We start from the raw sequence: 26595 nt of genomic DNA on the forward strand, positions 1-26595 counted from the left end.
TTTCAGTACTATCCCGTCTATAAAGTTAGTGAACTTTTTAAGGTTAAATATTTTGTTTTATTGAACTTCCCACCAAATCAACGCCCATTTGCGTTGTCCGTGTTTTATCGGTTCATTGTTTATTTGTTTTTGTTGATAGAATTGAGCCAAATCTTGTTTTTCTTTTTCGGTGAGATTGCCGAGAGAAAACTCCACAGAATTTAATAAATCCTCAAAGGTTTCACCTTGGAAATGGCCTGATTCAGTTTCAATAAAACTTACATTAGCGAGAATGCCTTTTTGGTAAAGGCGATTGACTAAATAGATATAAGTTGGAAAGCCCACATCATCACGACCAATGGCTTCAAATACACCTTCATCGAGAAAATGGCGTTGTGTCACTGAGGTTAAAAAGACGCGTTTTTTTGCCTTACTTTGCAGCTTTTCAATCATGTCATCCAAATCATCCACAAGCGTCGACCGAGAGGCGAGTATTACATCCGCTTGAGGCACATCGTCCCAGTTATCCGACCATGATTTATGTAGAAGCGTAATATTATTCAGTTGATGCTTTTCTTTATATTGCTGCACCATATCCAACATCCCTTGGCTGTAATCGAGGGCATACACAGCTTGGCATTGTTGGGCTAAAGGAATCACAAAGGTGCCGGGGCCACAGCCGATATCTAACACTGTTTCATTGGGTTGCACATTCATGGCTTTAAGCAAGGTTTCGTTATAGCGGCTTGGCTTGCCCACTAAATTCTCAGCCATTTTAGGGGCTTTTTTATCCCATTTTGTTGGTGGAAGATTATAGTGATTACAGGCTTTTAGATGTTGTTGGTAGAGATCGTTGAAATTGATGTCATTGATGATCATAGTAACGCCCCAAAGTGCGGTTAGTTTTAGGATTGTTTTAAATTGCTTGATGATTATATGCTTTCTCCCATTTAAAATCATTTGAAAATGATTGACGCAAACGTTTTCGTTTTAGTGTTTTTCCTTTATAATAGCCCGCGATTTTTACCTCAAACACAACTCAAAGGTACCCGTATGTTTCAAACTTTTCGTGGCTCACCCGCCCTTTCTGAATTCCGTATCCAAGGCTTAATGCAAAAATTCCAACAAAATCAATTACCGGTGAAATCGGTTTATGCGGAATATTTGCATTTTGTGGAATTAAATCGACCGCTTGTTAGCGAGCAGGAAGCAAAACTAAAAGCATTGTTACATTACGGCCCAACTTTGGCAGAACACGATGCCAAAGGCGAAACTTTTATCGTGATTCCACGCGTCGGCACCATTTCTTCTTGGTCTTCTAAAGCGACCGATATTGCGCATAACTGTGGTTTAAGTGAAGTAGAGCGTATTGAGCGTGGTTTGGCGTATTATTTTGAGTTAAGCCAACCGCTTGATGAAAAAACAACTGAAAAATTGACCGTACTTTTACATGACCGAATGATGGAAACGGTGGTGCGCAATCCGCAAGATGCGGAGATTTTATTCCGTCATCAAGAGCCGAAACCGTTCAAAACTGTGGATATTTTAAAAGGTGGACGTGAAGCCTTGGTCACAGCCAACGTAGAATTAGGTTTGGCACTGGCAGAAGATGAAATTGATTATTTGGTGGAAAATTTCACCCAATTAGGGCGCAATCCGCACGATATTGAACTTTATATGTTCGCGCAAGCCAACTCTGAGCACTGCCGCCATAAAATCTTTAATGCGGATTGGATTATTGATGGCAAAAAACAGGATAAATCCCTGTTTAAGATGATTAAAAATACCTTTGAGAAAACCCCTGATTTCGTGCTTTCAGCCTATAAAGATAATGCTGCGGTAATGGAAGGCTCAAAAGTCGGCCGTTTCTTTGCGGATCAAGATGGGCAATATCGTTACCACAATGAAGATGCGCATATCTTAATGAAAGTGGAAACCCATAATCATCCGACCGCAATTTCGCCATTCCCGGGTGCCGCAACGGGTTCGGGCGGTGAGATTCGTGATGAGGGGGCAACGGGTCGTGGTGCAAAACCAAAAGCAGGTTTAACTGGTTTCTCTGTATCAAACCTCGTCATTCCAAACTTCGAACAACCTTGGGAAAATCCACTTTCCAAACCAAACCGCATTGCTTCAGCCTTAGATATTATGATTGAAGGCCCATTAGGTGGTGCAGCATTCAACAACGAATTTGGTCGTCCTGCATTATTGGGTTATTTCCGTACCTATGAAGAGAAAGTCAATAGCTTCAACGGTGAAGAAGTGCGTGGTTATCACAAGCCGATTATGTTAGCGGGCGGTATCGGTAACATTCGTGGCGAACACGTTCAAAAAGGCGAAATTCCAGTCGGTGCGAAATTGATCGTATTAGGCGGCCCAGCCATGAACATCGGTTTAGGCGGTGGAGCCGCTTCTTCCATGGACAGTGGTAAATCAAAAGAGGATTTAGATTTTGCCTCTGTTCAACGTGAAAACCCAGAAATGGAACGCCGCTGCCAAGAGGTGATTGACCGCTGCTGGCAATTAGGTGATGAAAACCCAATTCTCTTTATTCACGATGTGGGCGCAGGCGGTTTATCCAACGCGATGCCTGAATTGGTGCACGATGGCGAACGTGGCGGTAAGTTTGATCTACGTTCTATTCTTTGCGATGAAAAAGGCATGTCACCATTGGAAATTTGGTGTAACGAATCGCAAGAACGTTATGTCTTAGCGGTTGCGCCAGAAAAACTCGAATTATTTACCGCACTTTGTGAACGTGAGCGTGCGCCATTTGCTGTCATTGGTGAGGCAACGGAAGAGAAACATTTAACCTTGCATGATAGCCATTTCGACAATAACCCAATTGATTTGCCAATGAATGTGTTATTAGGCAAAACCCCGAAAATGACGCGTGAGGTTTCGTCAAAAACTGTCGAAAATCGACCGCTTGCAACGGAAAATATTCAATTAAAAGAAGCCTTCCATCGTGTATTACGTTTACCGGTGGTGGCAGAAAAAACCTTCTTAATCACTATTGGCGACCGTTCGGTAACCGGTATGGTGGCGCGTGATCAAATGGTGGGACCATGGCAAATTCCGGTGTCAGATGTGGCCGTTACAACTGCATCATTAGACAGCTATCACGGCGAGGCGATGGCAATGGGCGAACGTGCACCAGTAGCATTATTAGACTTCGGGGCTTCTGCACGTTTAGCGGTGGCTGAATCTATCACTAACATTGCGGGCACCAACATTGGCGATATTAAACGCATCAAACTGTCTGCAAACTGGATGTCTGCAGCGGGTCATGGTGGTGAAGATGCTGGGTTATATGAAGCGGTGAAAGCAGTTGGTGAAGAACTTTGCCCAGCATTAGGCATCACCATTCCAGTGGGTAAAGACTCTATGTCGATGAAAACCACTTGGGAAGAAAATGGTGAGAAAAAATCAGTAACAGCTCCGCTTTCTTTAGTGATTTCATCTTTTGCGCGCGTGGAAGATGTCCGCAAAACCGTGACACCTCAATTACGCACCGACAAAGGCGCAAGCCGTCTATTGTTAATTGATTTAGGCGAAAGAAAAAATCGCTTAGGCGCGACCGCACTTGCACAAGTGTATAAACAATTAGGTGACAAACCAGCCGATGTGGTGAACGTAGCCAAACTGAAAAACTTCTTCGATGCAATGCAAGCATTGGTGGCAGAGCGTAAATTATTGGCTTACCACGACCGTTCAGACGGTGGTTTAATTACCACGCTTGCAGAAATGGCATTTGCGGGTAACTGCGGCGTGGATGTGGATATTTCTGCATTAGGCGACAATGATTTAGCCGTGTTATTCAATGAAGAATTAGGCGCAGTGATCCAAGTATCAGAAAGTGAATTAAGCACTGTGCGTGAGGTATTAAAAGCCCATGACTTGCTTGGCTTAACTTATGAACTCGGTTCTGTCAGCTTAGAAGATCGTTTTGAAATCACGCGTGGCAGCAAAAAACTATTAAGCGAAAAACGTTCTGAATTACGCGGTATTTGGGCAGAACTCACTCACCAAATGCAACGCTTACGTGATAACCCAGAATGTGCCGACCAAGAATTTGAAGCGAAAAAAGCAACAGACAACAAAGGTTTATCTGCTCACTTAACTTATGATGTGAATGAAGATATTGCTGCGCCTTACATCAGCAAAGGCGTGAAACCAAAAGTAGCGGTATTGCGTGAACAAGGCGTAAACAGCCATGTTGAAATGGCGGCGGCTTTTGACCGTGCAGGCTTTGCGGCGATTGATGTTCACATGAGTGATTTAATGACTGGTCGTTACAACTTAAACGACTTCAACGCGATGGTGGCCTGTGGTGGCTTCTCTTACGGTGACGTATTGGGCGCAGGTGGTGGCTGGGCGAAATCCATTTTATTTAACCCACAATTACGCGATCAATTCAGCCAATTCTTCGCGAATGAAAACACCCTTTCATTAGGCGTATGTAACGGCTGTCAATTTATCTCCACCCTTGCGGAAATCATTCCTGGTGCAGAAAATTGGCCACGTTTCGTGCGTAATAAATCAGAACGTTTTGAAGCGCGTGCTGCGATGGTGAAAATCAACGACACCAACTCATTGTGGTTTAAAGGCATGGCTGGCTCACATATGCCGATTGCGGTTTCTCACGGTGAAGGACGCGTAGAATTCAAAACACCAGAAAACTTGACCGCACTTCAAGCGCAAAACTTAATTGTGGCGCAATATATCGACAGCCATTTAAACGTGACGGAAACCTATCCTGCCAACCCGAATGGTTCGGCATTAGGGATTACTGCCATTTCTAACGTGGACGGTCGTATCGCTGCGATGATGCCACACCCAGAACGTGTATTCCGTGCCGTGAGCAACTCATGGTATCCAGATGATTGGTCTGAAGATGGCGCTTGGATGCGAATTTTTAGAAATGCGAGAGTGAATTTTAAATAATGTGAGATTGCTCACAGAAAATTAATCAAAAATAAGAGATACTAAGAAATTGGTATCTCTTTTTTATTGCATAAATTTTAGTAATAAAAAATGCCAACAATATTAGAGAGTAATATTGTAAATGATTTATATAAAAATTCTTGGACATTATGTCCGTAATATCAATCGAACTATATGAGGAGTTCTAAATGAGTGCATTAGTTACATTGCTAGCTAATATCGTTGCGCCATTGCAACGTCAATTTATTAACTTTATCCGCATTGCGATTTGTGTTGTGATGGTTTGGATTGGAGGTTTAAAAGTTTGCCAATATGAGGCAGATGGTATCGCACACTTTGTGTCAAATAGCCCTTTCTTAAGCTTCCTTTACAAAAACGGTGCAAATGAAGTGACAAATGATAAGGGTGTTTTAGTGAAAGAATATACCTTATATAAAAACCCTGAAGGCAAAATGGTTGCAAAAAATATTGAATGGCATAAAGCCAACGGCACCTATACCGCTTCTTATATTATTGGCGCAATCATTGTAACAATTGGTATTTTAGTATTAGCGGGGATTTGGTCTCCAACATTAGGTTTATTCGGAGGCTTACTCACCTTTGGTATGTCGATAGTCACGCTGTCGTTCCTGATATTTACGCCAGAAACCTGGGTGCCTAATTTAGGTGGGGACTTCCCAACACCTAATTATGGCTTCCCGTATCTCTCAGGTGCTGGCCGACTCGTTATTAAAGATATTATTATGATGGCGGGTGGCTTAGTTGCTGCAGCAGAATGTGCGAAACGCTATTTAGAGAATAAAAAGCAATTTGCGTAATAGCTAGATTTTGAAAGGCTTGCTGGGATGAACGGCAAGCTTTTTTACTAAGATATAAAAAAGTAGTAGTTAATAATACTCAAATATTGATTATTGCAATAATTCGATGTTTAGAATATGTAGGCTACTAGTTGACTAAAACTTATAGTATCTAAAGATTGATCTGAAAATGTTGTTTGTATGTTTATTTTAGAGACAATAGAGTGAATTTCAATAAAATTGAAAAATAAGGGATATTAATATGGCCATGAAATACTTGCCATTCTCAGTTATTGAGAGCAGATGGTTTGATGAAGGAAATGATACAGTTAAATCTGTTTTTGAGTCTATCGCCTCGATACATTGTAATAATTCAGATGCTTTTCTTCATCATTCATTTAGCGAGAAAAATTCTTTAAAGATTGCGTTTGAAAATTGCAGCAAGGATAAAAAAACTGAAGTTATATATCTAGCAACCCATGGCAATTCTAAAGTTATAGGACCTGATGAGGTAGATATTTCAAGAAGAGAATTAAGAAATATTATTTCAAAAGTAAATACAAGAAAAACCATAAAAGGTCTATTTTTAGGTACATGTGAAACAGGCAATGAAGATATTGCCCGTTATTTATTGGAGGATAAAACCACAAACTTAGAATGGGTTGCTGGCTATAATTCTACAATTGATTGGATAGATGGGACTGCAATGGATATGATATTTTTCTCAAAACTCGCTACACAATATAATAAAAATAAAACTCGCAGAAAAAATAAATTTTCTGCAAGAAAAATGGCTCATTTAGCAGCTAGTGATTTATTGAAAATTGTTCCTGGAGCATTTATTGTGTATGGATTTAATATATATTTTCATGAGAAAAATAATCTTACTAGTATGTTTATATCTAGTGTTGAATAGATAATGCTTATTTACTTTAACTATTTTTAATTTTCCAGGATGGCTAGCGGTCAAAAATTACAACGAATTTTGACCGCTCTTTTTATTAGTTTTACTTACGTATTATTTTTGTTTTTTCAAAAACTCAACGCCAGTATCTGGGAAGTCGGTGAATACACCGGTTGCACCAGATTTATTTAATAATGCATCGTACATTTGATTTACGTCAGTGAAGAATTCAGGTAACGCATCTTTACGCACGGTGTATGGGTGTAATTCCACTTTGTATTGTGCGAGTTCTTTCACTAATGGGGTGTACACGATGTTGCCTGGTTTAGATTTTTCTTTATCCACTAACATATACCAGCCTGGACCAACGCCGTCAGCATATTTCACCACTTCTGCCATTGCGCCTGGTTTGAACATCCAATCGTAATCGTAGTTTACCCATTTACCTTTCGCATCTTTTTCTTCAGTTTCATGCCAGTCGGTGTACGCCACTAATTGAACAAGTTTTAAATCCATGCCCATTTTTGGTAGCAATTCGTTTTTGATACGTTTTAACTCATTGAAGTCGAAGGTTTGTAAGTAAACCATGTCAGATTTCTTGTCGTAACCGTATTTTTTCAACACTTTAAGGGTCTCAACTGCAATGTCTTTGCCATTTTGGTGGTGGAACCAAGGTGCTTTAATTTCAGGATAGATACCCACTTTTTTACCAGTCGATTTTTCTAAACCTTGGATAAATTCCAATTCATCTTCAAAAGTATGGATTTTGAAGTGTGATTTCCAAAGTGGGAAACGACCTGGATATACTGCAACTTGTTTACCATCTTTAGTTTCAAAGTTTTCAGTCATATTTAAACTTTGAATTTCTTTTAAGGTGAAGTCGATTACATAGTAACGACCATCTTTACGATGACGATTTGGGAATTTTTTCGCCACGTCAGTTAAGCCATCTAAGAAGTGGTCATGGATAACCACTAAACGACCATCTTTTGTCATCGCTAAGTCTTGTTCTAAGTAGTCTGCATGTTGTGCAAATGCGAGCGCTTTAGACTCAAGTGTATGCTCTGGTAAGTAACCACTTGCACCACGGTGAGCAATGATAATTTTGTCTGATTTCATAGTGTCCACAGAAGAGTGTGCGCTACATCCTGCAAGTACGCCTGCAGCTAATAAAGAAAGCGCTAAAGTTTTGAGTTTCATTGTGTGTTCTCCTTGATTTACTTATTACATCTTGGTTTCATGTCGTAAAAATAGATTTCACTAATTTCACGGTCATATCCTGGATAAAATCCTTTTGGCATCCCTAACACAATTTGTTTGCCTCGGTTTGCATGGACAAGTAGTTGTTTCGTTTTTGGATTCACATTCAATCCTTCGACTTCGCCGACATCTCGAATGTCATTCAATGTTTTTTCTAAAACAACGCGAGCTTCATTATTTTTATCTGAAATTTCTACACGATAAATATGATCAGGTTCTTTTTCATCTGCCGTACCATCATCAGATGTGACGTAGAGATCACCGTTATAGGCATAAACACCTTGAATCCATTGTGGAACAGGTTGTAAATGCACTTTACGTTTATATTTACCTGTTGAAAGATCATATTCATATAAATAACGACCACTTTCCTCACCAACCCAAGATGCCATCCAAACAGAATTGTGAACGGTATCTACGGTGATGCCGGAAACTTCGACTTGACCTGACTCAGGATTAAAATCAACTGATCTTTTTAATGCGAGTGTGTCAGGGTCATGGATAGCAATTTGAATGTTTTTCCCTACGCCAGCATCAAACCATTCAGAAGAAACATAAAGTTCATTGTTGTAGATATCAATGTCGCCAATGTGATTGGCTTCCTTTTGGTAGCCGACAAAAGGATCTTTATTTTCTTTAATCAGTTTTCCATCCATATCATATTTAGATAGAGTTTTACTGCCTGATACATATAAATATTTACCATCAGTGGTAATGCCTTGACGTCCGTTGACTTCGAGCACTTTGTCTAATTTATAAGTATAAGCGGGGAGTGCTGAACGATAGGGCGCTTCACAAGTTTGATTTGCGAATGCTGCATTTGCCATAACTGCCGCGCCTAACATAATGGTTAATTTATTCAATTTCATCACATTATCTCCTTTTAAAGTGCGGTTAAAAATTCAGTTGTTTTTTTGTAATAAAAAAGGCGGCAAGCCTTCGCCTGTCGCCTTTAATTTATAGATTATTTAGTACCGTAGGTATCGCCTAATCTTGCTTTGTGTTTACCTTCTTCAACCATTACGATGAAGAGTAATAACACCGCTAAGACACCACCACCGATCATGACGTAGAAACCGCCGTCCCAGCCGTAGTGTTGTGCTGCCCAACCGATAACAGCTGAAGCTGACACAGTACCACCTAAGTAACCGAATAAACCGGTGAAACCTGCTGCTGTACCTGCTGCTTTTTTCGGTGCAAGCTCAAGCGCGTGTAAGCCGATTAACATTACAGGACCGTAGATTAAGAAACCGATTAAGGTCATTAAGATGAAGTCAGTTAATTGATATGGGTTTTCATACCAAGCTGCGTAGTTTGCAAGCTCTGCTTCAGGTGTAGCTGGGTTCATCCAGTATGCTACTACTGCTAAAGTAGTTAAGATCATGAAGATGAAACCGGTTAAACCACGTTTACCTTTGAATACATGGTCAGATACCCAACCACAAAGTAATGTACCTGGAACCGCTGCTAATTCATAAATGGTGTATGCCCATGCGGTACCTTTGATGTTGAAGTGTTTTACTTCACTTAAGTAAACCGGAGACCATTTCAATACGCCGTAGCGGATTAAGTATACGAATACGTTAGCAATCGCGATGTACCATAACAATTTGTTTTTCAATACATAAGTTACGAAGATTTCTTTTGTACTTAAATCGTTTTCGTAAGTTTTTTCGTTATAGTCATCTGGGTAGTCATTACGCCATTTTTCGATTGATGGTAAACCACAAGATTGCGGAGTATCACGCATGACGAAGTAAACTGGAATTGCACAGATCATTGCTGCAATACCCGGATAGTAGAGGGATTGTTGCCAAATGTCTTTTGCTTGTGCTTCAACGCCGTGAGTGCTGAAGAACACGGCACTTGCCAATAGCACCATTGCACCCGGCATCATACCACCGATGTTGTGCGCGGTATTCCAGATAGATACGATAGTACCGCGTTCTGATTTAGACCACCAGTGTACCATTGTACGACCACATGGAGGCCAACCCATACCTTGGAACCAACCATTTAAGAAGATCATTACCCACATGATGGCTACGCCAGAGGTTGCCCATGGGAATAAACCCATCATGGTCATACAGAGACCAGAAAGCAATAAACCAAATGGTAAGAATACGCGAGGGTTCGAACGGTCAGACATACCTGCCATTACGAACTTAGATAAACCGTAGGCAAGACCAGCCGCCGAGCCGATAACACCTAGTTGCGCTTTTGTGTACAAGCCCTGTTGAATTAAACCGGGTTGTGCTAAGTCAAAGTTTGCACGTACAAAATAGTAAGCGGCATAACCAAAGAAGATCCCTGCAAACACTTGCCAACGTAAGCGTTTATACGTGGAATCAATTTTCTCCGCTGGAAGTTCCGCAATATGCGGAGCGGGTTTAAATGGTCCAAACATAATTTCTCTCCAAAATCATTTTAATTATGAGTCCACCCCGACAACGGGGATAGCGTGCATGATAAAATAAAAATAGAAATTAAAAAGAGAAATAATTCAAAAATGTGATGTATTTCACAAAAAAATTTTTAACAAATGAGCGAATACGAAAATTATGTGATCTACTTCACAAAATGGCTTTCTTTTTCGCTCAAAATGTTGTGAATTTAACCGCTCTCCCATACAATAGCCATGGAATTTGTAACAGTTTTTACGTTTCTTTTTATTAATATTTTGGCTTTGGGGGTAACAATGGGATTATCGCCTAATATGTATCGTGATGTGGGTGATTTTTCACCTATCTCGACGGATGTGATTATCATTGGTGGCGGTGCAACAGGTGCGGGGATTGCTCGTGACTGTGCATTGCGTGGAATTAACTGTATTTTATTAGAGCGTCGTGATATTGCGACAGGCGCAACAGGTCGTAACCACGGTTTGTTACATAGTGGTGCGCGTTATGCCGTGAACGATCAGGAATCAGCAGAAGAATGTATTAAAGAAAATAAAATTCTGCGCAATATCGCTCGTCATTGTGTGGATGAAACGGAAGGTTTATTTATCACCTTACCTGAAGATTCCCTTGATTATCAAAAAACCTTCATCGAAAGTTGTACCAAATCTGGTATTGAAGCTGTCGCCATTGATCCTAAACTTGCTCAAATTATGGAACCATCGGTAAACCCAGATTTAGTCGGTGCCGTTGTTGTGCCTGATGGTTCAATCGATCCTTTCCGTTTAACCGCCTCCAACGTGATGGATGCGACTGAAAACGGTGCAAAAATGTTCACTTATTGCGAAGTGAAAAACTTAATTCGCGAAGGTGGCAAAGTAATCGGTGTAGATGTTTACGATCACAAAAATCGCGTAAATCGCAAATTCTTTGCGCCATTAGTTGTTAATGCAGGCGGTATTTGGGGACAAGGCATTGCAGAATATGCGGATCTCAAAATCAAAATGTTCCCAGCAAAAGGTGCATTACTTGTTATGGGGCACCGTATCAACAAAATGGTGATTAACCGCTGTCGTAAACCGGCGGATGCGGACATTCTTGTGCCGGGCGATACTATTTGCGTTATCGGTACAACCTCTAGCCGTATTCCTTACGATCAAATCGACAATATGGAAGTGACTCCAGAAGAAGTGGATATTCTTTTCCGTGAAGGGGAAAAACTCGCACCAAGCTTGCGTCATACTCGCGTATTACGTGCTTATGCAGGCGTGCGTCCATTGGTGGCGACAGATGATGACCCATCTGGTCGTAACGTAAGCCGTGGTATCGTGTTACTTGACCACGCAGAACGTGACGGCTTAGACGGCTTTATCACTATCACTGGCGGTAAATTAATGACTTATCGCTTAATGGCTGAATGGGCAACGGATCTTGTTTGTAAAAAACTCAACAAAACAGCACGTTGTACGACTGCAGAGCGTCCATTACCAGGTTCAAGTGAAAGCCGTGCAGAAACCAATCAGAAAGTCATTTCACTTCCAAGTCCGATTCGTTATTCAGCGGTGTATCGTCATGGCTCACGTGCAACTCGTTTATTAGATAAAGAACGTCTCGATCGTTCAATGGTGTGCGAATGTGAAGCCGTGACAGCAGGTGAAGTACGTTATGCCGTTGATGAATTAAATGTGAATAACTTAGTGGATTTACGTCGTCGTACTCGTGTGGGTATGGGGACTTGCCAAGCTGAGCTTTGCGCATGCCGTGCGGCGGGTTTAATGAACCGTTTTGAAGTGGCAACACCTCGCCAATCTACCATACAATTAACCTCTTTCATGGAAGAGCGTTGGCGCGGTATTGAGCCTATTGCATGGGGTGAAGCGATTCGTGAAGCGGAATTTACTTCATGGATGTATGGCAGTGTGTTGGGCTTAAACGATGTTCAACCGCTTGAAACTGACAAACAGCAAGGGACGGATAACAATGAATTTTGATGTAGTGATTATTGGTGGCGGCCTTGCAGGTTTAACTTGCGGAATCGCCCTACAAGAACAAGGCAAACGTTGTGTCATTATCAATAACGGCCAAGCAGCGATTGATTTTGCATCTGGCTCATTGGATTTATTAAGCCGTTTACCAAATGGTGCGTTTGTTAAAAATATTCCTGAAAATTTGACCGCACTTGCAGCTCAATTACCACAACACCCTTATAGCATTATGGGTGCTGAACGTGTATTAGCGAAAGCACAAGATTTCGAAAAATTAGCGGAATCATTAAATTTAGATTTAATTGGTTCAACTGCAGAAAATCATCTTCGCGTAACGGGTTTAGGTAGCTTACGTGGTGCATGGCTTTCACCAAATAGCGTGCCAACTGTACAAGGCGAAACGCCATTCCCGTATAAAAAAATTGCGGTTTTAGGCATTGAAGGCTACCACGATTTCCAACCAGAATTATTGGCAGATAACCTCACGCTGAATCCACAATTTGCACATTGTGACGTGAAAACGGGCTTTTTAAATATTCCTGAATTGGATCAGTTACGTGCAAATTCGCGCGAATTCCGCAGTGTGAACATTGCGCAAGTTTTAGAATATAAACTGAAATTTGATGATCTTGTGGCTGAAATGAAAGAAGCCGCGAAAGGTACAGAAGCGATTTTCTTACCGGCTTGTTTCGGTTTAGAAAATCAAGAGTTTATGGAGTCACTTCGTAAAGCAACTGGGTTACCATTATTTGAATTGCCAACTTTACCACCGTCTTTATTAGGTATGCGTCAACGTATTCAATTACGTCATCGTTTTGAGAAATTAGGCGGACTCATGATGAATGGTGATAGCGCATTAAAAGCACATTTTCATGGCAACAAAGTTCGTGCTATTCAAACGCGTTTGCACGAAGAGGAAGAAATCACGGCTGAGCATTTCGTCTTAGCGTCAGGCAGCTTCTTCAGTAAAGGTTTAGTTTCTGAATTCGATAAAATCTACGAACCCGTATTCCATTCTGACATCATTGGTGTGGAAGGCTTTAACGATACCGATCGTTTTACTTGGACAGATCACCGTTTCTCAAATCCACAACCGTACCAATCTGCAGGTGTGGCGATTAACGCGCAATGCCAAGTGAAAAAGAGCGGTCAATTTTTAACGAATTTATATGCGGTGGGTAATGTGATTGGTGGTTTCAATGCACTAGAACTCGGTTGTGGTTCAGGCGTGGCAGTGGTAACAGCGCTTGCTGTTGCTGATGAAATTCTTCACAACACACATTAAGGAGGCGTTATGAACATTCAACAATTAATTGAAAATGCAAAACAATCCCTTAATGCACCACATCATCATCATGCCTTTGATGAAAGCTTTGAGAGCTGTATTAAATGTACGGCTTGTACAGCGGTATGCCCGGTTTCGCGTCAAAATCCAAACTATCCAGGTCCAAAACAATCAGGACCAGATGGTGAGCGTTTACGCTTAAAATCAGCCGAGCTTTACGATGAAGCATTGAAATACTGCACTAACTGTAAACGTTGTGAAATTGCGTGTCCGTCTGATGTAAAAATTGGTGACATTATTGTTCGTGCAAGAAATAAATACCTTGCCCAACAACACAAGCCAGCAGTGCAAAAATTACGTGATGCGATTTTAAGTAACACCGATATTATGGGATCACTTAACACACCGCTTGCGCCGATTGTTAATACCATCACAGGTTTGAAAGCGACAAAATTTGTGTTGGAAAAAGCGTTAAAAATCAGCCGTCATCGTACGTTACCAAAATATTCTTTTGGTACGTTCCGCAGCTGGTATATGAAAAAAATGTTGGAAAGCCAACAAAAATTCGAACGCAAAGTGGCGTATTATCACGGCTGTTATGTGAACTACAATAATCCACAATTAGGTAAAGAATTTATTCAAGTGTTCAATGCTATGGACATTGGTGTGGTGTTATTGGAAAAAGAAAAATGCTGTGGCTTGCCATTAAGCGTGAACCAATTCCCAGAACGAGCGAAAAAAATCGCACAATTTAACACCGATTACATCAGCAAAATGGTGGATGAAAATGGCTTAGATGTGATCAGTGAAGCATCAAGTTGTGCCTTAAATTTACGTGATGAATATCATCATATTTTAGGTATTGACAATGCGAAAGTTCGTCCACATATTCACATGGTGACACCATTCTTATATCAACTCTTTAAAGAAGGTAAAACCTTACCGCTTAAACCATTGAAATTGCGTGTGGCTTATCACACCGCATGTCACGTGGATAAAGCGGGGTGGGCACCATACACCTTGGAAGTGTTAAAACAAATTCCAGGCTTAGAAGTGGTGATGTTACCATCACAATGTTGTGGTATCGCAGGGACATACGGTTTCAAAGAAGAAAACTATGAGGTTTCCCAATCTATCGGTAAAAACTTATTCGATAACATCAATGCAGGCGGATTTGATTACGTGATCTCTGAATGCCAAACTTGTAAATGGCAGATTGATATGTCATCTAACGTGACTTGTATCCATCCATTGACGTTATTGTGTATGTCGATGAATCAAGCTTAGTGAAAAGAGCGGAAACTGATAAAAAAGTGACCGCTCTTTTTGTTATTCAATCCAATATGGAGAATCTATTATGCAAAAAATTTTCAAGGTTTCCTTACTTGCTGTGCTTTCATCTCTTGCCGTAAACAGCTTTGCCAGCACGGCAGAAGTGAAAGTGCTTGAGCCTCAATTAAACTATCAACAACTTCTTACTCAAAGACAGGTTGTGGATGAGTTGCTTGAACAAGCGGTGAAAATCCAAAACTCGCCAGCTCGTGTTTCAAATGCAGGTTTTACCGCGAAACTTCCTTCCAATATGGAGCGTATTGCGGATCTTTTATTAGAAGCGTATAAGCTTGAGCCTTATCGTGTAGATTTTTTGTTTGGTGCAGCGAATGCCAATATTTATAACGGCAATACAGATAAAGCCATTGAGCTTTACCAAAAAGTGCTTGATGTAGCGCCAGATGATGTGAAAGCACATACTTACTTGGCTGCATGGAATCGTTTTAAAGGCAACCAAGCGGAAGCGACAAAATATTTAGATCGCTTAAAACAACTTTCCCCAGAAAGCGCAAGCAAATTAGAAAAAGTCTTTGCTGTGATTGATAAAGCGGCTAATCAGCCAATTACCGATAAACTCGAAACCAAGTTACCGGCGCAATCGGCGATTATTACGTTGGGTTACGCTTTAAATCCAGATGGCAGCATGCATGACATTTTGGTACAACGTTTAGAGAAAACCTTAGAAATTGCGAATCAAAATCCAGATGCGTTAATTATTGTGACAGGCGGAGTGCCACAAAACAATAAAACCGAAGGGGATTTAATGAAGCAATGGTTGATTGAGAAAGGCATTGATGCAAGCCGTATTTATTCGGATAACTATGCGCGTTCAACAGTCGAAAATGCGCTTTTCTCTCGTTACTCTTTAGCGAAACACAAAATCAAACATGCCGTGTTGATTAGCTCAGGTAGTCATGTTCGTCGCGGACAAGCGTTATTTGAAATTGCGACGCAAGAATCCGGTCCACAAGGTCTTGTGATTGAAACCGTAGCAGCGTTAGATAAACCGTTAGATGAGTTACAAAAAATTACGGAGAAAGACTTGCTGGGTATTTATCGCGATAGCTTAAAAACAATGGGATTGCCAATGTTTAACAGTGGGGCATTACAAGATTAATTAATTTCCTAAAAACAAAAGTGTGGTGAAATTTCACCGCACTTTTTATTTTCTCTTTCGATTAAAGAATATGTTGATATTGTTCTAACATTTCTTTTGGCCATACGCTTGATTGCACTTCACCAATGTGTTTTTTGTGAAGTAAAAGCATTGCCAGACGAGATTGACCGATACCACCACCGATGGTGAGAGGTAATTTGCCGTTTAATAAATCTTGGTGCCAATCCATTTTTAAGCGATCTTCATCACCGGTTAAACCAACTTGTAAACGTAATGCAGATTCATCCACACGAATACCCATTGAAGAAAGTTCAAACGCTTTACCTAACTCAGCGTTCCATACCAAAATATCGCCGTTTAAACCTTTGTAGCCGTTTTCTGATTCAGTTGTCCAGTCATCGTAGTCTGGTGCACGACCATCATGTGGTTTACCGTCTGATAATTTGCCACCGATACCAATTAAGAACACTGCACCATATTCTTTACAAATGGCGTTTTCACGCTCTTTGCTTGAAAGATCTGGGTAGCGTTTCACTAAATCTTCACTGTGAACGAAGGTGATTTCTTTTGGTAAGCTTGATGGGATGTCAAAGCGAGCTTCTACGGCTAATTCAGTTAAACGGATTGCACGATAGATAGAACGTACCGTTTCTTTTAAATAAGCAAAGTTACGACGACCTTCAGGAATCACTTTTTCCCAGTCCCATTGGTCCACATAAACAGAGTGAGTTTGATCCAATGAATCTTCATCTGGACGTAATGCTTTCATATGAACAAATAAGCCTTCACCTTCTTTAAAGTGGAAACGTGCGAGAGTATGGCGTTTCCATTTAGCCAATGAGTGAACGACTTCATAAACGGCGTTTGGGATACATTTCACGTTTACTTGAACCGCTTTCTCAATGCCTGATAAGTTATCTTGCATACCGTTGCCAACTTCACTAAGGATTGGACCTTGTACTTCGATAATGCCAAGTTGTTCAATCAAGTTTTGAGTAAAGGTGTTCTTCACAAAGCTAATTTCTTGTTGTTGTAAAATAAACGTCTTTTTCATATTTATCCTTCTTTTTATAATAATTGGTAAGATTTGTTGTGCATTATTCAATAAAATTGCAATTTATTTCAAGTAATTTCTTTACATTGTTTTAAATATTGAATATTATCAAAAATAAAGAAGATATTTTAAAAAAGATCTAACAGGGGGTGTTTTATGCACAATATCGATACACTTGATCGACAAATTCTCCGAGTACTGACAAAAGATGCTCGTACACCTTATGCAGAAATGGCAAAGAGCTTTGGGGTGAGTCCAGGTACAATTCATGTTCGCGTAGAGAAAATGCGTCAGTCTGGCCTGATTGAAGGGACAAAAGCGATTATTGATGAGCGTAAGTTGGGTTACGATGTGTGTTGCTTTATTGGCATTATTTTGAAAAGTGCAAAAGATTATGAAAAAGTGATTAAAAAGTTAGACACCTTTGATGAAGTGGTGGAAGCCTATTACACCACGGGTAACTATTCGATTTTTATTAAAGTGATGACACATACGATTGCTGAATTACATTCCGTGCTGGCGACTAAAATTCAGCTAATTGATGAAATTCAATCGACGGAAACCTTGATTTCCATGCAAAATCCTATTTTACGAGACATTAAACCTTAAATGTCATCGAAACAATAAAGGCGTGTATTTAACACGCCTTTTGTTTTTTAATTAACGATAACGATCGAGGAATTTGTAATAGAGTACGCCGATCTTGGTGGCTAAGTTTTTAAGATATTTTCCACCGTAAAACGAAGGGACTTTCAACCCTTCAAAAATTCTCAAACGTTCGTCATTACCTAAAATTGCTTCTGCAATAATGCGTCCTGCAAGTCCAGTGAGTGCGACACCGTGTCCAGAATAACCTTGTGCAAAGTAAATATGCGGTGAAATACGACCAAAATGCGGGCTTGCGTTCATTGTCATATCAATTGGCCCTGCCCAGCCATAGTCAATTTTGACATTTTCTAACTGTGGGAAAACATGCAACATATTGCCACGCATAATTTGCACCATATCTTTTTCTGAGCTTGAGTCACTACCAAATAACAAACGGTTATCCGCACTCAAGCGATAGTAATCGAGCAAGATATTGTTATCGCAAACAGACATGCCATTATTGATCACGGAATCAGCCGTGGCTTGATCTAAAGGTTCAGTCGCAATAATAAAGCTTTCTACCGGCAAAATTTTACGATTAATGCCGCGATGAATGGATTTTGGTAGTGCATCGATATAGGCATTGGTCGCTAAAATAACATCTTGAGAAATGACCGCACTTTTATCGGTTTTGACTTCAATACAACCTGATTTTTCTACTAAATCCACAACAGGGGATTGTTCGTAAATCTGCACGCCTAAATCTAAACAAGCTTTTGCTAAGCCTAAGCAATAGTTTAATGGGTGTAAGTGGCCAGAATTACTATCGTATAAGCCGCCTACATAAATATCACTGCCTAAATGTTGTTTAAGTTTGGCTTTATCCCAAAGTTGCATCTTGTCATAGCCAAAAGTCGCGTGGCTGGCTTTTTCCATTTCAATGAGATCGTCCATTCGACGTTCATTCAGCGCCAATGTGGCATAGCCTTTTTTCCAATCACATTGAATACCATATTTCGCAATGCGTTCATCAATAATATCAATGGCTTCTAGCGACATATCCCAAAGTTTTTTCGCTTTATCGAAGCCCACTTGACCAATATATTCGTCAATGCCTTCTTCAAAACCATTGATAGCTTGACCGCCACTTCTGCCGGAAGCACCAAATCCTACTCTTGCGCCTTCTAACACAATGACTTTCTTGCCTTTTTCTGCTAATTCAAGGGCTGCGGATAAACCGAAGAAACCCGCACCAATAACACAAACATCCGCTTCTTCTTGCTGAGTGAGAGGCGGCAATTCGAAGGCTTGGTTTCGGCTGTCGAAATAATAAGATTTGATATGTTCTTGATGAGCGAATTCGAGCATGATTGGTGTCTAATTTATTAACATAAAATTGAAATTGAGGGAATCTTACCCTGATGGGAAAATATGTCAAACCTTTTGCTAAAAAGGTGCTATACTCCCCCAAGTTTATACAAGTAAACGATTACTTAAGGTTTATTTTGATTGTCCTGAGGAGGTCAATAAATTGAAAAAAAATGCTGTTCAATACATCAAATCACTTTGTCTTTCTGCCGTTGCATTTGCTGCAACTTCTGCTGCTCTTGCTGCTGAAAAATTGTATGTTTATAACTGGACTGACTATGTGCCATCTAATTTGGTTGCGGAATTCACCAAAGAAACGGGCATTGAAGTGATTTATTCTACCTTTGAAAGTAATGAAGAAATGTATGCTAAATTGAAGCTGACCTCTAGTACAGGTAGTGGCTACGATTTAGTTTTCCCATCAAGCTATTACGTCAATAAAATGGCGAAAGAAGACATGTTACAAGAGCTTGATCACAGCAAATTAAGTAATTTTAAACAAATTCCAGCAAATTTATTAAACAAGGAATTTGATCCAAATAACAAATATTCTTTACCTTACGTTTATGGCTTAACCGGTATTGGCGTGAATGCGGATGATATTGACCCAAGCAAAATTACAAGCTGGGCTGACTTATGGAATCCAGAATTTAAAGGCAAAGTGTTATTAACCAGTGATGCGCGTGAAGTGTTCCACATTGCATTACTTTTAGATGGTAAATCACCAAACACCACGAATGAAGAAGATATTAAAGCGGCTTATGAGCGTTTAGTGAAATTGTTACCAAATGTGGTGACTTTTAACTCTGACTCGCCAGAAGTTCCGTTTGTTCAAGGTGAAGCCTCTATTGGTATGTTATGGAATGGTTCGGCTTATTTAGCCCACAAAGAAAATCCAAGTATCCAATTTGTGTATCCAAAAGAAGGGGCGATTTTCTGGATGGATAATTACGCGATTCCAAAAGGTGCGAAAAATACAGAGGGTGCTTATAAATTTATCGACTTCTTACTTCGCCCAGAAAATGCGAAATTAGTGGTTGAAAAAATGGGTTTCTCTATGCCAAATGAAGGCGTGAAAGCGTTACTTTCACCAGAAATGGCGAATAACCCAACCTTGTTCCCATCAGCTGAAAATATTGAAAAAGGCATTATGCAAGGCGATGTGGGTGAAGCAGTGGATATTTACGAAAAATATTGGAATAAATTAAAAACCAATTAATCAAATATTGATGAAAAGTGCGGCGAATTTGACCGCACTTTTTCTTTGTAAAGGATGACAAATGAGTTTTCTTGAGCGACTTTTTCACGCAATCTTGTTTGAAACCACGGTTGTGTTGCTTTCCGTTTTCGCTTTGTATTTCTTTACAGAAGAAAGTGTGTCTATTCTCTTTGGTTCCATGGTGCTGGTTTCCTTAACAGCCATGCTATGGAATCTCATCTTTAATTATTTCCTTGATAAAGTCTTTACGGGGCCGCGAGAAAAGCGAGGCGTCATATTTCGTACTTTACATGCCATTTCATTTGAAGGTGGTTTGCTTATTTTCACTGTGCCGATCATTGCTTACTTTTTAAAAGTGGATTGGATTACAGCTTTTATGATGGATTTCAGTTTAACGGTGATGGTGACAGTTTATACCTTTATTTTTAATTGGGTGTATGATCACGCACGATTGCTATTTATTAAGCGTGAATGATGAAACGGGAAATAGTAAAAAAGAATAAAAAGTGCAGTCAAAATCTCTGGTGTTTTTGACCGCACTTTAATTTTTTAAGAGCATTATAAAGCCCTTTTATTTCTTAAAGTTTTTCTACTAACTCAATGGCTGCACCGATGTAGGTGGCAGGGGTAAGTTGTTGTAAACGGGCTTTTTCATCAGCCGGAATATCCAGTTTTTCGATGAATTCACGCATTGCTTTTTCATCAACACGTTTACCACGAGTGAGTTCTTTTAATTTTTCGTATGGTTTCTCAATACCATAGCGACGCATCACCGTTTGAATTGGCTCAGCTAAAACTTCCCAGTTTTGGTTGAGTTCATCACGGAGATGTTGTTCGTTCACTTCTAATTTGCTGATACCTTTACGCGTTGCAGCATACGCAATTAAACAATAACCTAAACCCACACCTAAGTTACGTAATACAGTAGAGTCGGTTAAGTCTCGCTGCCAGCGAGAAATTGGTAATTTTTGACCAAGGTGAGTCATCACAGCATTGGCTAAACCTAAGTTACCTTCTGAGTTTTCGAAGTCGATAGGATTCACTTTATGCGGCATGGTGGATGAACCAATTTCACCCGCGATAGTGCGTTGTTTAAAGTGATTTAATGCAATGTAGCCCCATAAATCACGGTCGAAGTCGATGATGATAGTATTAAAACGTACCACGGCATCAAAGTATTCCGCAATGTAATCGTGAGGTTCAATTTGCGTGGTGTATGGGTTCCAATCTAAACCTAATGAGGTGACAAACTCTTCGCTAAATTTGTGCCAGTTGATATTTGGATAGGCAGATAAATGTGCATTGTAGTTACCCACAGCACCATTGATTTTACCTAAGATTTCATTTTGTTGGAGTTGTTTGAATTGGCGTTTTAAGCGGTAAACTACGTTTGCCATTTCTTTACCCACAGTACTTGGTGAGGCAGGTTGGCCGTGTGTACGAGAAAGTAATGGAATGGTTTTATATTCGTTCGCTAAACGGGTAATTTCATCAATCAGTTTTTGCCATTCAGGTAAGATCACTTCTTCACGCGCCGTTTTTAACATCAAGGCATGAGAAAGGTTGTTAATATCTTCAGAGGTACAAGCAAAGTGAATAAATTCAGAGACTTTGGCTAATTCTGGTAAAGCTTCACTTTTTTCTTTTAAGAAATATTCAACCGCTTTGACGTCATGATTCGTGGTGCGCTCAATTTCTTTGATACGTTCAGCATCTTGAAGACTGAATTCTTCCACAATTTTATTAAGGTAATCGTTTGCTTCTTTAGACAAAGAAGAAACTTCTTGGATTTCAGCGGTCGCCGCCAATTTTTGTAACCAACGTACTTCCACGGTGACACGGAATTTGAGCAAGCCAAATTCACTAAAAATACCACGCAATGCAGTGGCTTTATCTTGATAACGACCGTCAATCGGGGAAAGAGCGGTTAATGCGGAAAGTTGCATAAGAGTTCTCCAAGGATTAATTTAAAGTTGAGTAGAGTTGTCGTGCCGCTTGCACTAATTTTTTACGATGAAACAACAGTTGCCATTTGCTGCCACCGACCTGACGCCACAAGACGGCAGAGCGAATGCCGGCTAGCAAACACGCACGAATTTTGTCTTGTACATTTTGTTGCTGTAAATGATATGCCGAACCAATAATATGAATGCGTTTGCCTAAAGGGCTAATTGTATCGACATAAATATTTGCCATGATAGAAAACATCTCATCATCAAATTGATTGTCGTGATAAGAAAGTTGTTCTGGTAAACGAGCAATACGGCGACCAAGTTCTTGTTTTATTTCAGGTTGCTTGTTTAATTTACTCTCTAACGCTAACAGGCTGCCCCAATAATTCAATAAATTTTTGTCATTTAATTGAGTGAGTTGCTCAATAAGTGTGTTTAATCCAACTTTAAGATGTTGAACATCACCGCCAAATACGGCTAATGTATCTTCGGGTTGAGTAATGAGAAGAGAATGAATGGTGGTTTGGAATGCATCTTGATGATCAACGTCGCCTTTTTGTGCTAATTGACTGATTAATAAGACAGATTGACAAACACCGGCAAGTGCCAGAGCCATATCATTATAATTTTTCATTGGGACTATAGATTGTAAGCTGTAGAAATTTTGGGCGTAATATAGCATTTTTACACATTGTTTTGAACTCAATCATTAAAAAACGCCCTATCTTTTGTTATCATAGCGCCAATTCAGTTTACAGAATGAAAGGATAACCAATGACAAAACCAATTGTATTCAGTGGCGTGCAGCCTTCCGGCGAATTAACTATCGGGAATTATTTAGGTGCACTTCGCAACTGGGTGAAAATGCAAGAAGATTATGAGTGTATTTTCTGTGTGGTGGATTTACATGCCATCACTGTACGCCAAGATCCTGTAGCACTTCGCAAGGCAACGCTTGATGTACTTGCCCTTTACTTGGCTTGTGGCATTGATCCGAATAAAAGCACGATCTTCGTGCAATCTCATGTACCAGAGCATACTCAACTAAGCTGGGTATTAAACTGCTACACTTATTTTGGTGAAATGAGCCGTATGACTCAATTTAAAGATAAATCAGCACGTTATGCCGAAAATATTAATGTGGGTTTATTTGATTACCCGGTTTTAATGGCAGCAGATATCTTACTTTACCAAGCGAAAAGCGTGCCGGTAGGGGATGACCAAAAACAACATTTAGAAATCACTCGCGATATTGCCGCTCGTTTTAATGCTCTTTATGGTGATATTTTCACGATTCCTGAAATTTTCTTAGGCAAAGCAGGCGCGCGTATTATGTCTTTACAAGATCCTGATAAAAAAATGTCAAAATCAGATGATAACCGTAATAACGTGGTGACTTTGCTTGAAGATCCTAAATCGGTGGCGAAAAAAATTAAACGTGCGGTAACAGATTCTGATGAACCACCTGTTGTACGTTATGACGTAAAAAACAAAGCGGGTGTGTCTAACTTATTAGATATCCTTTCTGCAGTAACCGATAAATCTGTGGCAGAACTTGAAAAAGAATTTGAAGGCAAAATGTACGGCCACTTAAAAACAGCCGTTGCAGATGAAGTGTCAAACTTACTTGCTGGTTTACAAGAACGTTTCTATCAATATCGTAATGATGAAGCACTTTTAGACGAGATTTTACGTCAAGGTGCAGAAAAAGCCCGCGCAAGAGCGAAAGAAACCCTTGCCAAAGTGTACGAAGCCGTCGGCTTTGTCGTTGCAAAATAATTTTAAACTTAATAAGCCGTGTTATATCACGGCTTTTTTAGATAAGGAGAAAAAGATGGCCATTCAAACTGAAAAACCAATTGAATGTGTAGGTTGTAATACTTTCGATATGAAATCATTGTTTGATAACAGCGATTGTAGTTTACCTATCGAGCAGTTTTACGCCACTCGTCAAGATGCAGAAGGCGCATTGGAATATTTCACGTTAAAAGCACGTGATGTAGAAAGTGAACCTTGTCAAATTCAGTCTGAAATTCAACAGGTTGAAGAGGGATATGTACTTAAAGCGGTTTTCACATTTTGCTGCCAAGCGGAATTAGTGATTTTCCAAATGAAGCTTGTGTAAGTGATAACTTACTCTAGAAAACAGCGTTTTTGTGACCGCACTTTCTGATATCTATGTTCCCCTGCATCGTATTATTCCTTTTTCTAATGTAGAAGGGCAGGGGAATCGTACCAGTATTTTCTTACAAGGTTGTAAGTTAAACTGCCTTTATTGCCATAATCCAGAAACCATTCCTCGTTATGCAGAAGGGGCTCATCAAGTCAGTCTGCAGTATTTGTATGAGCAAGTAATGGATGCAGTACCTTTCATTCGTGGTGTAACAGTTTCTGGCGGTGAACCCACCATTCATCATAAAAAGCTCGTTCCATTGTTTCAAAAACTACGTGAGGAAGGGCTAACTTGCTATTTAGATAGCAGTGGTTTCTTTGAATTTGAAGTAATTCGTCCTTTAATTGATGTCACGGACAAATTTCTCTTTGATTTGAAAGGAGAAGGAGTTGGCTTACAGAGTTTGTGCTTTGATAGACAAAATCGCCAAGGCATTGTCCCGAAAAACATCATCCCCACTCACCAACATATCAAGCAAGAAAACTTAGATCGCAATTTGAAGAACTTGGCGAAATTATTACCATTAAATAAAGTGGAAGAAGTGCGGTTAGTTTATGTGGCAAATTTTTTTGATGCAGAAAAGTTGGTGGAAAAGGTTGCGTCCTTATTGAAAGACTATCCGGATGTGTTGTTGAAAATTATTCGAATGCACACAAAAGGTGCACGAGATACCGAAGGACTCACCCCTTATGTTCCAACCGTTGAGCAGACTCAAGCGCTTGAAAACTATGCGAAATCTTGTGGTCTGACCAAAATTGTGACCATTTTATAAGCAAACATACCGAAAAGTAGCAAAAATATTCCGACTTTTTACCGAAAAACAAGTAGAATAGGACAATTTTATTCACTTACTTATCTAACCAACCTAGGGGAAAAAAATGGGTATTTTAGGTAGCGTTTTAGGCATTGTCGTATTACTGATCATTGCCGTATTATTTTCAAATAATCGTAAGGCGATTAATTTACGTACTGTATTAGGGGCTTTGGCGATCCAAATCGGATTTGCGGCCCTTATTTTGTATGTGCCGTTTGGTCGTGATGCATTGCAAGCGACAGCAAATGGTGTATCAAATGTTATCGCTTATGGTAATGAAGGGATTAACTTCGTCTTTGGTGGCTTAGCAGATCCTTCAAATGCCGGCTTTATCTTTGCGGTGAAAGTGTTACCAATCATCGTCTTTTTCTCTGGTTTAATTTCGGTGCTTTACTATTTAGGCATCATGCAAGTGGTCATCAAAGTGATCGGTGGTGCATTGCAAGCGGCATTAGGTACATCTAAAGCAGAATCAATGTCTGCGGCAGCGAATATCTTCGTTGGTCAAACTGAAGCACCTTTAGTAGTTCGTCCTTACATTAAAAATATGACCCAATCTGAATTGTTCGCTATTATGGCGGGTGGTACAGCTTCTATCGCGGGCTCAGTCATGGCAGGTTATGCAGGAATGGGCGTGCCGTTGACTTACTTAATCGCAGCATCTTTCATGGCTGCACCAGCAGGTTTATTATTTGCGAAAATTTTATTCCCACAAACTGAACAATTTAACGATAAACAACCTGAAACGGATGATAGCGAAAAACCAACCAACGTGCTTGAAGCAATGGCAGGTGGTGCGAGTGCAGGTATGCAATTAGCGTTAAACGTAGGTGCGATGTTACTCGCTTTCGTGGGTTTAATTGCTTTAGTTAATGGTATTTTAGGTGGTGTAGGCGGCTGGTTCGGTTACGGTGATTTAACATTACAATCAATCTTTGGTTGGATCTTCAAACCATTAGCGTACTTAATCGGTGTATCTTGGGATGAATCTGCCATCGCCGGTCAAATGATTGGTATGAAATTAGCCGTAAATGAATTCGTAGGTTACTTAGAGTTCGCGAAATACTTACAACCAGATACAGCAGTTGTATTAAGTGAAAAAACTAAAGCCATCATTACTTTCGCATTATGTGGTTTTGCTAACTTCAGCTCTATCGCAATCTTAATCGGCGGTATCGGTGGTATGGCACCAAATCGTCGTGGTGATGTGGCTCGTTTAGGTTTAAAAGCAGTTGTAGCGGGTACATTAGCTAACTTAATGAGTGCGACTATCGCAGGTTTATTCATCGAGTTAAGCGGCGTAGCAATGTAATTAAAATGTGGTGAATTTTGACCGCACTTTATCTCTCAACACCACGAATCATTCGTGGTGTTGTACTTTAAAGCAAGCGAAAACGTTTGCTTAAATGACTTTTTATTTAT

22 protein-coding genes are annotated in these 26595 nt (G+C 40.0%); 14 read left to right on the top strand and 8 right to left on the bottom strand.

What is annotated here, in order from left to right:
- Positions 1-57: 57 nt before the first annotated feature.
- On the bottom strand, positions 58-858 hold the full coding sequence (locus tag INQ00_RS03500; protein ID WP_054418523.1) for a class I SAM-dependent methyltransferase: 801 nt from the start codon (positions 856-858) through the stop codon (positions 58-60).
- Between the two features lie 174 nt (positions 859-1032).
- On the opposite strand from INQ00_RS03500, the gene purL reads away from it, so the two are divergent.
- The 3 genes from purL to INQ00_RS03515 all read left to right on the top strand — a co-directional run bounded on the left by purL (position 1033) and on the right by INQ00_RS03515 (position 6639).
- Complete coding sequence (gene purL, locus INQ00_RS03505) at positions 1033-4926, top strand: phosphoribosylformylglycinamidine synthase (protein WP_197547313.1); 3894 nt, start codon at positions 1033-1035, stop codon at positions 4924-4926.
- A gap of 188 nt (positions 4927-5114) precedes the next feature.
- Positions 5115-5744, top strand: coding sequence for a YkgB family protein (locus INQ00_RS03510; protein WP_005697450.1), 630 nt, complete (start codon positions 5115-5117; stop codon positions 5742-5744).
- A 241-nt stretch (positions 5745-5985) separates the two neighbouring features.
- Complete coding sequence (locus INQ00_RS03515; RefSeq protein ID WP_197547314.1) at positions 5986-6639, top strand: hypothetical protein; 654 nt, start codon at positions 5986-5988, stop codon at positions 6637-6639.
- Positions 6640-6741: 102 nt separating this feature from the next.
- Here the strand turns inward: INQ00_RS03515 and glpQ are convergent, their stop codons facing one another.
- The 3 genes from glpQ to glpT form a co-directional block, all read right to left on the bottom strand.
- Entirely contained in the window at positions 6742-7827 is a 1086-nt protein-coding gene (gene glpQ / locus INQ00_RS03520; protein ID WP_005697412.1) for a glycerophosphodiester phosphodiesterase, read from the bottom strand.
- Between the two features lie 17 nt (positions 7828-7844).
- The gene (locus tag INQ00_RS03525) at positions 7845-8756 is read right to left on the bottom strand and encodes a YncE family protein (RefSeq protein WP_111394230.1); all 912 of its coding nucleotides are present in this window, start codon (positions 8754-8756) and stop codon (positions 7845-7847) included.
- A gap of 95 nt (positions 8757-8851) precedes the next feature.
- Positions 8852-10294, bottom strand: a complete 1443-nt coding sequence (gene glpT / locus INQ00_RS03530; protein WP_197547315.1) for a glycerol-3-phosphate transporter — start codon at positions 10292-10294, stop codon at positions 8852-8854.
- A gap of 291 nt (positions 10295-10585) precedes the next feature.
- On the opposite strand from glpT, the gene glpA reads away from it, so the two are divergent.
- The 4 genes from glpA (at position 10586) to INQ00_RS03550 (ending at position 16005) form a co-directional block, all read left to right on the top strand.
- The gene (gene glpA, locus INQ00_RS03535) at positions 10586-12277 is read left to right on the top strand and encodes an anaerobic glycerol-3-phosphate dehydrogenase subunit A (RefSeq protein WP_054420326.1); all 1692 of its coding nucleotides are present in this window, start codon (positions 10586-10588) and stop codon (positions 12275-12277) included.
- The gene (gene glpB / locus INQ00_RS03540) at positions 12267-13556 is read left to right on the top strand and encodes a glycerol-3-phosphate dehydrogenase subunit GlpB (protein ID WP_197547316.1); all 1290 of its coding nucleotides are present in this window, start codon (positions 12267-12269) and stop codon (positions 13554-13556) included. The genes glpA and glpB overlap by 11 nt, the downstream gene beginning before the upstream one ends.
- A gap of 9 nt (positions 13557-13565) precedes the next feature.
- The gene (gene glpC / locus INQ00_RS03545; protein ID WP_197547317.1) at positions 13566-14843 is read left to right on the top strand and encodes an anaerobic glycerol-3-phosphate dehydrogenase subunit GlpC; all 1278 of its coding nucleotides are present in this window, start codon (positions 13566-13568) and stop codon (positions 14841-14843) included.
- A 70-nt stretch (positions 14844-14913) separates the two neighbouring features.
- The gene (locus INQ00_RS03550) at positions 14914-16005 is read left to right on the top strand and encodes an ElyC/SanA/YdcF family protein (RefSeq protein ID WP_197547318.1); all 1092 of its coding nucleotides are present in this window, start codon (positions 14914-14916) and stop codon (positions 16003-16005) included.
- A gap of 61 nt (positions 16006-16066) precedes the next feature.
- Here INQ00_RS03550 and asnA read toward each other — a convergent pair whose 3' ends face one another.
- On the bottom strand, positions 16067-17059 hold the full coding sequence (gene asnA / locus INQ00_RS03555; RefSeq protein ID WP_049371941.1) for an aspartate--ammonia ligase: 993 nt from the start codon (positions 17057-17059) through the stop codon (positions 16067-16069).
- Positions 17060-17215: 156 nt separating this feature from the next.
- Here asnA and asnC point away from each other — a divergent pair, with 156 nt between their 5' ends.
- A complete protein-coding gene (gene asnC / locus INQ00_RS03560; protein ID WP_049357122.1) occupies positions 17216-17668 on the top strand; it encodes a transcriptional regulator AsnC in 453 nt (150 codons plus the stop codon).
- Between the two features lie 51 nt (positions 17669-17719).
- Here asnC and INQ00_RS03565 read toward each other — a convergent pair whose 3' ends face one another.
- Complete coding sequence (locus INQ00_RS03565; RefSeq protein WP_197547319.1) at positions 17720-19015, bottom strand: NAD(P)/FAD-dependent oxidoreductase; 1296 nt, start codon at positions 19013-19015, stop codon at positions 17720-17722.
- Positions 19016-19202: 187 nt separating this feature from the next.
- On the opposite strand from INQ00_RS03565, the gene INQ00_RS03570 reads away from it, so the two are divergent.
- Both INQ00_RS03570 and INQ00_RS03575 read left to right on the top strand, forming a co-directional pair.
- A complete protein-coding gene (locus INQ00_RS03570) occupies positions 19203-20234 on the top strand; it encodes an extracellular solute-binding protein (RefSeq protein ID WP_419185119.1) in 1032 nt (343 codons plus the stop codon).
- Between the two features lie 61 nt (positions 20235-20295).
- Positions 20296-20709: a PACE efflux transporter gene (locus tag INQ00_RS03575; protein ID WP_014064625.1), complete on the top strand. Its 414-nt coding sequence runs from the start codon at positions 20296-20298 to the stop codon at positions 20707-20709.
- A 103-nt stretch (positions 20710-20812) separates the two neighbouring features.
- Here the strand turns inward: INQ00_RS03575 and purB are convergent, their stop codons facing one another.
- Both purB and hflD read right to left on the bottom strand, forming a co-directional pair.
- Positions 20813-22180: an adenylosuccinate lyase gene (gene purB / locus INQ00_RS03580; protein WP_054420333.1), complete on the bottom strand. Its 1368-nt coding sequence runs from the start codon at positions 22178-22180 to the stop codon at positions 20813-20815.
- Between the two features lie 16 nt (positions 22181-22196).
- Positions 22197-22820 carry a high frequency lysogenization protein HflD gene (gene hflD, locus INQ00_RS03585; RefSeq protein ID WP_197547320.1) on the bottom strand — a complete coding sequence of 208 codons (624 nt, stop codon included), beginning with the start codon at positions 22818-22820 and terminating at the stop codon, positions 22197-22199.
- A gap of 140 nt (positions 22821-22960) precedes the next feature.
- Here hflD and trpS point away from each other — a divergent pair, with 140 nt between their 5' ends.
- From trpS to INQ00_RS03605, 4 genes are all read left to right on the top strand, one after another.
- Entirely contained in the window at positions 22961-23965 is a 1005-nt protein-coding gene (gene trpS, locus INQ00_RS03590) for a tryptophan--tRNA ligase (RefSeq protein ID WP_197547321.1), read from the top strand.
- 55 nt (positions 23966-24020) lie between these two features.
- Entirely contained in the window at positions 24021-24311 is a 291-nt protein-coding gene (locus INQ00_RS03595) for a YfcZ/YiiS family protein (protein WP_005697358.1), read from the top strand.
- Positions 24312-24342: 31 nt separating this feature from the next.
- Positions 24343-25131, top strand: a complete 789-nt coding sequence (locus INQ00_RS03600; RefSeq protein ID WP_160222709.1) for a 4Fe-4S cluster-binding domain-containing protein — start codon at positions 24343-24345, stop codon at positions 25129-25131.
- A 106-nt stretch (positions 25132-25237) separates the two neighbouring features.
- Positions 25238-26485 carry a NupC/NupG family nucleoside CNT transporter gene (locus INQ00_RS03605; RefSeq protein ID WP_197547322.1) on the top strand — a complete coding sequence of 416 codons (1248 nt, stop codon included), beginning with the start codon at positions 25238-25240 and terminating at the stop codon, positions 26483-26485.
- Positions 26486-26595 lie beyond the last annotated feature (110 nt).

This window comes from Haemophilus parainfluenzae, from assembly GCF_014931275.1.
Lineage (GTDB): Bacteria > Pseudomonadota > Gammaproteobacteria > Enterobacterales > Pasteurellaceae > Haemophilus_D.